Source organism: Microbacterium sp. Root180 (genome assembly GCF_001428485.1).
In the GTDB taxonomy this organism is placed as follows: domain Bacteria; phylum Actinomycetota; class Actinomycetes; order Actinomycetales; family Microbacteriaceae; genus Microbacterium.
The window spans coordinates 1016307-1028111 of the sequence record NZ_LMHS01000003.1; the positions used below are offsets into that span (position 1 = coordinate 1016307).

At 70.7% G+C, this 11805-nt stretch carries 12 protein-coding genes; 6 read left to right on the top strand and 6 right to left on the bottom strand.

Going from position 1 to position 11805, the window contains the following annotated elements; translation table 11 throughout:
- The first annotated feature begins 24 nt into the window (after positions 1–24).
- Both ASD93_RS12220 and ASD93_RS12225 read left to right on the top strand, forming a co-directional pair.
- Entirely contained in the window at positions 25–768 is a 744-nt protein-coding gene (locus tag ASD93_RS12220; RefSeq protein ID WP_056122870.1) for a CDP-alcohol phosphatidyltransferase family protein, read from the top strand.
- Positions 765–1181, top strand: a complete 417-nt coding sequence (locus tag ASD93_RS12225) for a hypothetical protein (RefSeq protein WP_056122872.1) — start codon at positions 765–767, stop codon at positions 1179–1181. Before ASD93_RS12220 ends, ASD93_RS12225 begins: the two co-directional genes overlap by 4 nt.
- Positions 1182–1193: 12 nt before the next feature.
- On the opposite strand, the gene ASD93_RS12230 is transcribed toward ASD93_RS12225, so the two are convergent.
- Entirely contained in the window at positions 1194–2045 is an 852-nt protein-coding gene (locus ASD93_RS12230; protein ID WP_157536949.1) for a serine hydrolase, read from the bottom strand.
- Positions 2046–2175: 130 nt separating this feature from the next.
- On the bottom strand, positions 2176–4140 hold the full coding sequence (locus tag ASD93_RS12235) for a M13 family metallopeptidase (RefSeq protein WP_056122878.1): 1965 nt from the start codon (positions 4138–4140) through the stop codon (positions 2176–2178).
- Positions 4141–4266: 126 nt separating this feature from the next.
- On the opposite strand from ASD93_RS12235, the gene ASD93_RS12240 reads away from it, so the two are divergent.
- The gene (locus ASD93_RS12240) at positions 4267–5592 is read left to right on the top strand and encodes an MATE family efflux transporter (protein ID WP_056122883.1); all 1326 of its coding nucleotides are present in this window, start codon (positions 4267–4269) and stop codon (positions 5590–5592) included.
- Positions 5593–5630: 38 nt separating this feature from the next.
- On the opposite strand, the gene ASD93_RS12245 is transcribed toward ASD93_RS12240, so the two are convergent.
- Positions 5631–6263 (bottom strand): TrmH family RNA methyltransferase, encoded by a 633-nt coding sequence (locus tag ASD93_RS12245; RefSeq protein WP_056122887.1) that lies wholly within the window; start codon positions 6261–6263, stop codon positions 5631–5633.
- A gap of 174 nt (positions 6264–6437) precedes the next feature.
- Between ASD93_RS12245 and ASD93_RS12250 the strand changes: the two genes are divergently transcribed.
- Complete coding sequence (locus ASD93_RS12250; RefSeq protein ID WP_056122889.1) at positions 6438–7796, top strand: Nramp family divalent metal transporter; 1359 nt, start codon at positions 6438–6440, stop codon at positions 7794–7796.
- A gap of 23 nt (positions 7797–7819) precedes the next feature.
- Positions 7820–8455, top strand: coding sequence for a metal-dependent transcriptional regulator (locus ASD93_RS12255; RefSeq protein ID WP_056122894.1), 636 nt, complete (start codon positions 7820–7822; stop codon positions 8453–8455).
- A gap of 102 nt (positions 8456–8557) precedes the next feature.
- On the opposite strand, the gene ASD93_RS12260 is transcribed toward ASD93_RS12255, so the two are convergent.
- A complete protein-coding gene (locus tag ASD93_RS12260) occupies positions 8558–9517 on the bottom strand; it encodes an SDR family NAD(P)-dependent oxidoreductase (protein WP_235566950.1) in 960 nt (319 codons plus the stop codon).
- Positions 9518–9556: 39 nt separating this feature from the next.
- On the opposite strand from ASD93_RS12260, the gene ASD93_RS12265 reads away from it, so the two are divergent.
- Positions 9557–10366, top strand: a complete 810-nt coding sequence (locus ASD93_RS12265; RefSeq protein WP_056122903.1) for an HAD-IIA family hydrolase — start codon at positions 9557–9559, stop codon at positions 10364–10366.
- Between the two features lie 6 nt (positions 10367–10372).
- Here the strand turns inward: ASD93_RS12265 and ASD93_RS12270 are convergent, their stop codons facing one another.
- Together ASD93_RS12270 and ASD93_RS12275 are read right to left on the bottom strand one after the other, a co-directional pair.
- Positions 10373–10696, bottom strand: coding sequence for an L-rhamnose mutarotase (locus ASD93_RS12270; RefSeq protein WP_056122907.1), 324 nt, complete (start codon positions 10694–10696; stop codon positions 10373–10375).
- Entirely contained in the window at positions 10693–11805 is a 1113-nt protein-coding gene (locus tag ASD93_RS12275) for a Gfo/Idh/MocA family protein (RefSeq protein WP_056122910.1), read from the bottom strand. Before ASD93_RS12275 ends, ASD93_RS12270 begins: the two co-directional genes overlap by 4 nt.

The window sequence follows — 11805 nt, forward strand, 5'->3', positions numbered from 1 at the left end:
CATGACGGAGAAACGGTGCTCCCCATGCAGAAGGTTCATCTCGCTCCGCTCGCGTCGGTCGGCGCGGGGCTCGTCGGTCTGATCGTGGTCGCGCTCGTCGCCCCGCTGTCGGCGGCCGGATGGGCAACCGGACTCGCCTACCTTCTCGCCTCGAACGCCCTCCTCGCCAGGGGGTTGCATCGCCGGGCGATGTCGTCGTTCGGTCCGGCCAACGCGGCGACGGCGATCCGATCGACGCTCGTGGCGCTCATCGCGGCGCTCGTCGCCACCTCGTTCACCGCTCCCGTCCCGGTGCCGCTGCTCATCGTGCTGGCGAGCATCGCTCTCGCGCTGGACGCCGTCGACGGATGGCTCGCCCGCCGCACCCACTCCGAGAGCGAGCTGGGCGCGCGCTTCGACATGGAGGTCGATGCGTTCCTGCTGCTCGTGCTGAGCGCCTACGTCGCGGAGAGCCTCGGCGGGTGGGTGCTCACGATCGGCCTCCTGCGCTACGCGTTCGTCGCGGCCGGTTGGGTGCTCCCCTGGATGCGGGCGACGCTGCCACCGAGGTACTGGCGCAAGGTCGTGACCGCGGTGTCGGGCATCGCTCTCATCGCCGCGGCATCCGGTCTGCTCCCCCCGGTCGCGAATCTGGCCGTGACCCTCGTCTCCCTCGCCCTGCTGCTCGAGTCGTTCGGCCGCGACGTCCTCTGGCTCGCGGCTCACCGGCGCACCCCGACCATCCCCGCACACGCGGACCACCCAAGGAATGTGAGGTCGACGACATGAACGACGGCAACCAGAGGGTCCTGTGGGCCCTGCGCATCCTCAGCGCACTCTTCCTGCTCGCCGCGGGCGGCATCCACCTGTATCTCGTCTTCAACGGCGTCGGCGGCATCCTGGGCGTCATGTTCGTGCTGAACGCCGTCGCAGGGCTCGTGCTGGCGATCGCGATGGTCGTACTGCGCGGACGGATGCTGCGCCTGGCCACCGTGCTCAGCCTGCTGTTCCTCATCGCGACGCTGCTCGCCCTCGTGCTGGCCCTGACGGTCGGCCTGTTCGGCATCCACGAGACGTGGGACTTCATGCTCGTCCCCGAGACCGTGATCGTCGAGTCGATCGGCATCGTCGTGCTGGCGATCACCACCTACGCGGTGTTCCGGATGCCGCTCGCGGACGGGGCCGGGCGGCAGGGGGCGTAGCGCACCGCCCCGTCAGAACACGTACTCCATCAGTTCCATGCCGAGCGTGCGGAAGGCCTCGTGCGCGCGCATCCGGTGCATGATCGACAGGTCGTCGAAGCACACGATGAGCGCGTAGGAGACGCCGGCGCGCGGACCCGCCAGCACACCCGCTTCGACGCGGATGCCGGCATCCCGGCCGGTCTTGTTGATGAAGAGCATCCCGTGCTCGTCGTTGTCGTGGGAGAACGGATCGAGCCCGGTGGCCGAGGCGACGAGCGACAGGTCATGGTTGAGGCTCAGCCACTCGGCGACCTGGGCGCTCACGCCCGGCGAGACGACCTTCGAGTTCACGAGCGCCGCGAAGACCTCGGCGAGCTCGCGGGCCGAGCCCAGCGCGAAGTGCGGGGCGTCATCGGGGCCGCGCACGTCGCGGAAGCGATCGAGCAGCGCCGACCTGACCAGCCCGAGGTGCTCGATCCGCGCGCGCACCGCCGGGAGCCCGACGCGCGCCAGCAGCGCGTTGGCCGCCAGCGCGTCGCCGGTGGACGCAGTGAGCACCGCGAGGTCCGAAAGCGGCAGCGCCGGAGCGACGAGGTGCTGCCACACACCGCCGACCGTGACCGGCTCGATGCTCGAGCGGTCGATGATCTCCAGCGGATCGAGCGCTCCCGACTCGAAGCCGGCAGCCACCTCGATGAGCAGCGGCACGACGCCGAGGCCCGCCACCGGAAGCGTCACGAAGTCGTCGCCGGCGAGCACCGAATTGCCACGGTCGAGGTCGGTGATGCGCACCGAGATCTTGGTGCCGGACGCGGCGAGGTCGTCGAGCGCCTTCAGCGTCGACGTGAACGATCGGCGTCCGGCCGCCGCGCGCCTCGGCACGCGTCTGCCGGTGCTTCGCCGCGACCCCCGCTGCGACTCGGCATCCCTTCTGGGCTCGGTGCCCACGGGCTTCCTTCCGGTGGATTCGGGTGGGGAGCGTGCGCGTCCCCAGGAGGCGCACGGGTACAGCTCACCAGATGGTGACGCGCTGCTCCTTGTCGAGCCACAGCGCGTCGGAGGGCGACACGTCGAACGCGTCGTAGAACGCGTCGATGTTGCGGACGATCTGGTTGCAGCGGAACTCGTTCGGCGAGTGCGGGTCGATCGTCAGCAGACGGATGGTCTCGGCATCCCGCCCCTTCTGCTGCCAGATCTGACCCCAGCTCAGCAGCAGCCGCTGCACGCCGGTGAAGCCGTCGATGACGGGCGCCTCGGCCCCGCCGAGGGAGAGCTCGTACGCCTTCAGGGCGATGCCGAGGCCGCCGAGGTCGCCGATGTTCTCGCCGATCGTGAGCGAGCCGTTCACCTTGTAGTCCTCGCCGAGACCCTCGGGCGTGAGGGCGTCGTACTGGGCGATGAGGTTCTTCGTGCGCTCCTCGAACGCGGCGCGGTCGCCGTCGGTCCACCAGTCTCGCAGCGAGCCGTCGCCGTCGAAGCGGCTGCCCTGGTCGTCGAACCCGTGGCCGATCTCGTGCCCGATGACCGCGCCGATCCCGCCGTAGTTGGCGGCCGCGTCGCGGTCGGCTTCGAAGAACGGATGCTGCAGGATCGCCGCGGGGAACACGATCTCGTTCATGAGCGGGTTGTAGTACGCGTTGACGGTCTGCGGCGTCATGTACCACTCGTCGCGGTCGATCGGCTGACCGACCTTCGCGAGCTGGCGGTCGTGCTCCCACACGTGCGCGCGGTGGACGTTGCCGACCAGATCGGCGGCGTCGACCTCGAGCGTGGCGTAGTCCTTCCAGGCCACGGGGTAGCCGATCTTCGGCGTGAAGGCGTCGAGCTTGGCGAGCGCACGCGCGCGCGTCTCGGGGCTCATCCACTCCAGGTCGGTGATGGACTGCCGGTAGGCCTCGATGAGGTTCGCGACGAGCTCGTCCATCGCCTCCTTCGCCGCCGGCGGGAAGTGGCGCTCGACGTAGACGCGCCCGATCGCCTCGCCCATCGCGGCCTCGGCGAGACCGACGCCCCGCTTCCACCGCTCGCGGTTGACCGGCACGCCGGTGAGCTGGGTGCCGTAGAACGCGAAGTTCTCGTCGACGAAGTCGTCCGACAGGAACGCCGCGGCGCTGTGCACGATCGACCAGCGCAGCCAGGCCTTCCAGTCCTCGAGGCGCTCCTCGGTAAGCAGCGACCCGAGACCCTCGACGAAGCTCGGCTGGTAGACGTTGACCTCGGCGAACGCGTCGGGGTGCCCGGGCGCAACGCCGGCGACCCACGGGTCGAGGTCGACGCCCGCGAGCTCGCGCACCTCGCTCCACGGCTTCAGGTTGTACGTGGCGACCGCGTCGCGGCTCTTCACGTTGTCCCAGTGATGGGTGGCGAGCTCGGTCTCGATCGCGAAGATGCGATCAGCGGATGCCGCGGCCTCGGCCACGCCTGCCAGCTCCAGCATCTTCTGCACGTGCGCGCGGTACGCGGTGCGGGTGGCCTCGAAGTTGTCGAGACGGTAGTAGCTCTCGTCGGGGAGCGACAGCCCGCCCTGGATGAAGAAGGGCACGTAGCGCTGCGGGTTGCCCGGGTCGGGCTCGATGTAGAGGTGCACCAGGCCCGCGATGCCGTCCCGCTCGAACTCGCCGACGGTGCGCAGGAACGTCGGGATGTCGCTGACCGCGTCGACGCGGGCGAGCTGCTCGGCCAGGGGTGCGGCGCCCAGGTCGGCGATGCGCGCGGTGTCCATGAAGCTCGTGTAGAGGTCGCCGATCTTGCGCGTCTCGGTGCCCGGCGCGGCGGCCTGCGACTCCTCGACGATCGCGTGGACGTCCTTCTCGGCCTGTTCGGCGATGAGGTGGAACGACCCCCACCGCGCCTTGTCGTCGGGGATGTCGGTGCGGTCCAGCCACGCGCCGTTGACGTGACGGAACAGGTCGTCCTGCGGGCGGATCTCGTCGCTGAGCTCGTCGAGCGCGAGACCGGTACGGGGGGCGTCGGTCATGCGTCCAGGATATGCGCCCCTCCCCTCCGACCGCTTGCCGAGAACGCGCTTGTGTGCGAACGGCCCGGCGTGTCACGGACACGCGCGCGTTCTCGGCGAGTCGGCGGGGCGGCATAGGGTCGGAGGGTGACAGAGGGACGGGGGACGCTGAACCGCGACATCCTCCGGCTCGCCGTCCCGGCCCTCGGAGCGCTGATCGCGGAGCCGCTCTTCCTCATCGTGGACTCGGCCCTGGTCGGGCACCTCGGCGTGGTGCCGCTGGCGGGCCTGGGCATCGCCTCGGCGGTGTTGCAGACGATCGTCGGCCTCATGGTGTTCCTCGCCTACTCCACGACGCCGGCCGTCGCGCGGCGGTTCGGCGCCGGCGATCCGACCCGGGCGGTGTCGGTCGGCATCGACGGTCTGTGGCTCGCGCTCGGGCTGGGCACGGTCCTCGCCCTCGTCGGATGGTTCGCGACGCCCTTCCTGGTCGGCCTGTTCGGGGCGACGCCCGTGGTGGCGGACCAGGCCGAGATCTATCTCGGCATCTCGATGTGGGGGCTCCCGGCGATGCTGATCGTGTTCGCCGCGACGGGGCTCTTGCGCGGCATGCAGGACACCGTGACGCCGCTGTGGATCGCCGGCATCGGCTTCGGCGCCAACGCGCTGCTCAACTGGCTCTTCATCTACGGCTTCGGCTGGGGTATCGCGGGCTCCGCCGTCGGCACGGTCGCCGCGCAGTGGGGCATGGTCGCCGCGTACGTCCTGGTCGTCGGGCGACTGGCGCGGCGGCACGCGGCATCCGTCCGTCCTCACCGGGAGGGCGTGCGCGGCTCGGCGCGATCCGGCGGGTGGCTGTTCCTGCGCACGGTGTCGCTGCGCGTCGCGCTGCTCGCGACGGTGGCCGTGGCGACCGCACTCGGCACCGACGAGCTCGCGGGCTGGCAGGTCGCGTTCACGATCTTCTCGACGGCGGCCTTCGCGCTCGACGCGCTCGCGATCGCGGCACAGGCGCTCATCGGCAAGGGGCTCGGCGCCGACGACGTGCCTCTCGTGAGACGCGTGCTCGGCCGGACCCTCGCCTGGGGGGTCTGGTTCGGCGTGATCGTGGGCGTCGTGATCGGCGTGTTCTCGGGCGCCATCGGCCTGGTCTTCACGGGGGATCCCGCGATCGCGGCCCTCGTGCAGCCGGCGCTGATCGTGCTGGCGATCGCGCAGCCGCTGTGCGGTGTGGTGTTCGTGCTCGACGGGGTGCTCATCGGTGCGGGCGACGCCAAGTACCTCGCCTTCGCGGGGCTGCTCAACCTCGTCCCGTACATTCCGGCGCTCGTGCTGGTGGCCGTGATCCATCCGAGCGGCGCCGCGGGCCTGGCCTGGCTGTCGGTGGCCTTCTTCGGCGTCTACATGCTGGCGCGATTGGCGACGCTCGGCTGGCGCGTGCGGGGCACGACCTGGACGACGATCCCCGCCTGAGGCTGTTCCCCGCGGCCCGCTCTCTCACGACCCGCAGGTCACGCCCAGCGGCGGCACCACTCGTACATCACGACCGCGCCGGCGGCACTCGCGTTGATCGAGCGCGTCGAGCCGTACTGGGTGATCTCGATGACGGCGGATGCTGCGGCCAGCGCCTCCGGTGAGAGTCCTGGACCCTCCTGCCCGAAGAGCAGCACGCACCGCTGGGGGAGGTCGGCGCGGTCGAGGGGGAGCGAGCCGTCGACGTTGTCGATCGCGAGGATCGGGAGGGATGCGGCATCCGCCCATTCCTTGAAGGCGGCGACGGTCTCGTGGTGGCGCACGTGCTGGTACCGATCGGTCACCATCGCCCCGCGGCGGTTCCAGCGGCGCCTGCCCACGATGTGCACTTCGGCGGCGAGGAACGCGTTGGCGCTGCGCACGATCGAGCCGATGTTCATGTCGTGCTGCCAGTTCTCGATGGCGACGTGGAACCCGTGGCGGTGCGCGTCGAGATCGGCGACGATCGCGTCCATCGTCCAGTAGCGGTAGGCGTCGACGACGTTGCGCGTGTCGCCGTGCGCGAGAAGCTCGCGGTCGTAGCGCGCATCGTCGGGCCACGCGTCCAGGCCCCCTGGCCACGGCCCGACACCGTGCGGCACCGTCGGCTCGTGGGGGGTGGGGTCGGTCACCGGCTCAGGCTATCCGGCCGGGCGTCCTGACGCCCGGGTGGGCGGACCCCTGCGCGCAGAAACGAGGAAACACGCCGACCTGCGCACGCCATCGGCCCACACACCGCCCGTTCTTCCTCGTTTCTCGACATCGACCGACTTTTCGGTGGACCGAAATATCGGTAGGGTTTCGGTGTGCCGAAAAATCTCCCGGCTCCGTCGACGGCGACGGATGCCCCCCGCTCCATCTCCGTGCCGCGCGCCGCGTGGCTGATCGGGCCCGCGCTCGTCGCCGGCGTGGCGTACCTCGACCCGGGCAACGTCGCCAGCAACATGACCGCCGGCGCGGTCTACGGCTACCTGCTCGTGTGGGTCGTCGTGCTCGGCAACGTCATGGCATGGCTGATCCAGTACCTCTCGGCCAAGCTCGGGATCGTCACGGGCCGCAGCCTGCCCGAGACCCTCGGCGCCCGCATCCGCAACCGCTGGGGCCGCCGCGCGTACTGGCTGCAGGCAGAGCTCGTCGCGATGGCGACCGACATCGCCGAGGTGATCGGCGGGGCGGTCGCGCTCAACCTGCTGTTCGGCGTGCCGCTGCTGTGGGGCGGGCTGATCACGGGCACCGTGTCGATCGTCCTCCTGCTCGTCCAGTCGCGGCGAGGGGCGAAGACGTTCGAGTTCGTCGTGATCGGACTGGTCGCCATCATCGCGATCGGCTTCACGTACGGCGTCTTCGTCGCGCCGCCCGATCCGGCCGGAGTCGTGGCCGGTCTCGTTCCGCGATTCGAGGACTCCGGGTCGGTGCTGCTCGCGGCATCCATCCTCGGTGCCACGATCATGCCGCACGCCATCTACGCCCACTCGGCCCTCGCGAGGGACCGCTTCGCGCCCTCGCCGGCGGCCACGGCCGGCAGCCACGCTCGCGCAATGGCGCCGGAGTTCGGCGACGAGGGCCCGGGCGCGCGGGTGCCCGTGCCGCTCGAGGAGCTGCGCGGCATCCCGACCTCGCGGCTGCTGCGGGCGACGAAGTGGGACGTGACGATCGCGATGCTCATCGCGGGCACGGTGAACCTCTGCATCCTGCTGCTCGCGGCGGCCAACCTCGCCGGCGTTCCCGGCACCGACACGCTGGAGGGCGCCTACGCGGCGCTGTACTCCGGCCTCGGACCCGTCGTCGCGACGCTCTTCGCCGTCGGACTGCTCGCGAGCGGCCTGGCCTCCACGTCGGTGGGCGCGTACGCGGGCGCCGAGATCATGCACGGCCTGCTGCACATCCGCGTGCCCCTGATCGCCCGACGGCTGGTCACCCTGATCCCGGCGCTCGTGATCCTCGGCATCGGCGTCGACCCGACACTCGCCCTCGTCCTCAGCCAGGTGGTGCTGTCCTTCGGCATCCCGTTCGCACTCATCCCGCTCGTCGCATTGACCGCGAAGGCGGACGTGCTCGGCCGGTTCCGCAACCGCACGCTCACGACGGTCGCCGGGATCGCGGCATCCGTGTTCCTCATCGCCCTGAACGCGATCCTGCTGTGGCTGGTGCTGACGGGCGCGTGAGGGCCGGCCGGTAGCCTGGGGCCGTGCCCTCCCCCGCCGTCGACGACTACCTCAAGACGATCTACCACCACACCGAGTGGCAGAGCGCGCGCATCACGCCGTCGCAGCTGGCCGCCGAGCTCGGCCTCGCGCCGTCGAGCGTCACCGAGATGGTGCAGAAGCTCGCGGCGCAGGGGCTCGTCACGCATCGTCCGTACGGCCCTATCGCGCTCAGCGATGCCGGCGAGAAGCGGGCGGCGGCGATCATCCGGCGCCACCGGCTCATCGAGACCTGGCTGGTGAGCGAATTCGGGTACGCGTGGGACGAGGTGCACGACGAGGCCGAGGTGCTCGAGCACGCGATCAGCGACCGGCTTCTCGAGGGCATCGACGAGCGGCTCGGACGGCCCAGGTTCGACCCCCACGGCGATGCGATCCCGGATGCCTCGGGCCACGTCGACCGCGCGCCCTTCGTGTTGCTCGCCCAGGCGCCCGCCGGGCACGTCGGCCGCGTGCTGCGCGTGAGCGACCGTGACCCCGAGCTGCTCCGCGCCGTCGAGGCGGCGGGCGTGTCCGTCGGAGCGGTGGTGACGGTGGCGGATGCCGCGACCCTCCGTCTCGACGAGGTCGACGTCGCGCTTCCCGCCGCCGCGGGCGACGCCGTCTGGCTCAGCGCCTGACCCCGCCGCGGGTGCGTTCGTCGGCACGACAACGGCGCTCCGCTCGCCTGCGAAGGTCGGTCTCGCAGAGGTGAGCACCGTCGAAGGACTGAGGCGCTCGGCTCAGCGCCCGGCCGAGGCCGCCGCCTTCGCGAACGGCCAGCGCACACCCGTCGCATTCTCGGCGGCTCGCCAGAGGCGCACGGCGACCTCGTCGTCGCGGGTGATCTTCGACGCGGTCTGCCGGCGGGGAGCGCCCCGGGCGACCGTGCGCGGACCCCAGAACTCGCCGCCTTCGACGTCGGGATCGACCAGTGCGCGCACGAGCGGCCAGGCGCCCTTCTCCTTGGACTGCGCGATCGCGGCCTGGAGATTGTCACGAAAGCGCTTCGCGCGGGTCGGCGCGTTCACGCCGGCGATGCCGGGGGTGCGGCCGCTCGTGGAGTAGCCGGGGTGGGCGACGACGCTCGCGACGGGAACGCCCGCGGCGCGCAGGCGGCGGTCGGCCTCGAATCCGAGCGATGTCGTCGCGATCTTGGACTGCACGTACGCACGCCAGGCCGTGTAGCCCTCCGTCAGCTGCGGATCGACCGGATCGTAGGGGGTGAGCGAGGTCGACATGCTGCCGAGCCACACCATGCGCCCCTCGCGCGCGGCGAGCGCGGTGAGCAGTTCGCCGGCCAGCGCGAAGTGACCGAGTGCGTTCGTCGCGAACACGACCTCATGGCCGTCCACCGTGGTCTCGCGCTCCTTCGGCGGGTGCACGATCCCGGCGTTGAGCAGCAGGCCGTCGAGTCCGCCGTGACCGCGTACGCTCGCAGCCGCCGAGCGGACCGATCCCAGGTTGCTGGTGTCGAGGACGAGCGTCTCTGCGGCGTCGGGCGCAGCATCCGGAACCCTGCGGCGGATCGCGGCGCGCGCCGCCGAGAGACGGTTCGGATTGCGACCGGTCATGTAGACGTGAGCACCCGCGCGCACGAGCTGCTCGGAGGCGAAGTAGCCCAGGCCCTTGTTCGAGCCCGTGACGAGATAGGCGCGGCCGGACAGGTCGGGGAGGCTGCGGGGATCCCAGGTCGACGCCACGACTCCGACCATAACCCCCACGGCCCTAGGCTGGGCGGCATGCGGACGCGCGCCGAGATCGAATGCTGGCTGACCGACATGGACGGCGTGCTCGTCCACGAGAACACCCCGATCCCGGGGGCGTCGGCGCTCCTGGAGCAGTGGCGCGACTCCGGCACCCCGTTCCTCGTGCTGACCAACAACTCGATCTTCACGCCGCGCGACCTGTCGGCGCGACTGCGGGCATCCGGGCTCATCGTGCCGGAGGAATCGATCTGGACGTCCGCGCTCGCCACGGCGGACTTCCTCAAGTCGCAGATGCCCGGCGGCACGGCATTCGTCATCGGCGAGGCCGGCCTCACCACCGCGCTCCACGAGGCCGGGTTCATCATGACCGAGACCGACCCCGACTACGTCGTCGTCGGCGAGACGCGCAACTACTCGTTCGAAGCGATCACCAAGGCGATCCGGTTCCTCGGCGCCGGTGCCCGGTTCATCGCGACCAACCCCGACGCCACCGGACCCTCGACCGAGGGGGTTCTGCCGGCGACGGGCGCGATCTCGGCCCTCATCACGAAGGCCACCGGCATGGAGCCCTACGTGGTCGGCAAGCCGAACCCCATGATGTTCCGCTCGGCGCTGAACCGGATCGGCGCCCACTCCGAGAACACCGGCATGATCGGCGACCGCATGGACACCGACGTCGTCGCCGGCATCGAGGCCGGCCTGCACACCGTGCTCGTGCTGACCGGCATCAGCGATCCCGCCGAGATCCAGCGGTATCCGTTCCGCCCCGACGAGGTGCTGAACTCGGTCGCCGACCTGCTGGCCACCGAGCCGGTCGAGAGCGAAGAGGCCGACATCCTCTGACGAGCCTCAGTCGTGGTGGAAGATCTCCGGGAGCTCGTGCCACCACTCGCCGTCGGCGCGTTCGTCCAGCGGCCGCTGGAGTGGCTCCTGCACCGCCCACCAGCGCTGCGTCTCGGGGTCTGCCGCGATCGCGGCCATGTCGCCCTCGTAGTCGTCGCCGATGTATTCGAAGTACGAGAAGAGCAGCTCGCCGTGGCGGTAGATCGAGTAGTTGGTGATGTTGCTCGCCGTCAGACGCTCGAGCACACGCGGCCATACCGCGGCGTGGTACCGCTCGTACTCCGCGCGGTTCTCGGCGGGCAGTCCGATGACGGACGCGATCCGCTTCATCGGGCCTCCGCCTCCTCGGGCACCGTGACCGGCACGCCCTCTCGTTCCTGGGAGGCGTAGGCCGCCTCGACGACCGCCATCGTGTGCAGCACATCGTCGACCGACGTCGGGAGTGTGGGCACCGACCCCTCGGCGAACCGCTGGACCGCACCCATGGAGCCGATGAAGGCATCCGGGAACCACGAGCCCTCGAACGGCACGGCCTGCCATCCGGCCGCCTTGTCGGCCAGCCGGACGATCTCGAGCGCGTCCGGTCCGCCCTCTGGGTAGTCCAGGAGCAGGCCCATCTGCGCGCGGATGGCACCCTCGGTGCCCTCCCACTTGATGAAGCTCTCCTCGTGGGCGGGCCCGAACGCGTGGTCGTGGTTCGTGCTCACGGTCACCCGCAGCGGCCGGTCGCGGTAGCGCAGCAGGATGGTGGAGCGCGTGTTCGCGACGTCGTCCTTCGCCGGATGGCGCACGGTGACGGCGCTCACCGAGTCGGGGTCGCCGAAGAACGACCGCACCAGATCGAGATAGTGCACGCTGTGCATGTTGATCTCGAGCCGCTCCAGCCCGAACACGTGCGGGAACAGGTGCCACGGGGTGTCGACGGAGACCCGGACCTCCATGTCGTACACCTCGCCGATCGCGCCCTCGGCGATGAGCCGGCGCGCCTGCTCGACGTAGGGGGCGAAGCGCAGCTGCGTGTTGACGGCGGCGATGAGCCCTTTCCGCCGGCACAGGTCGCGCAGCTCGACGCCCTGTTCGAGCGTGTGGCCGAGCGGCTTCTGGATGAGCACCGGCGCTCCGTCGGGCAGCGCGCCGAGCGCATCGAGGTACTGCTCGGGCATGAGCGCGATGTCGTAGACCGCGTCGGCCGGGGCCTGCGCCACCGCCTCGGCGACCGTGCCGAACACGTTCTCGATCCCGTACTCGTCGGCGAGCGCCTGCGCGCGCGCCACCGTGCGGTTGACGAGCCCCCATACGGGGTAGCCCGCCTTGCGATAGGCCGGGAGGTGCGCGTCCTTGACGATGCCGCCGGTGCCGATGATGACGATCGGCCGCGGGCGGTCGGGCAGGCGCACGGTGTACGCCTCGGCGGGGTGGAGCTCGGGGTGGTCGGTCAT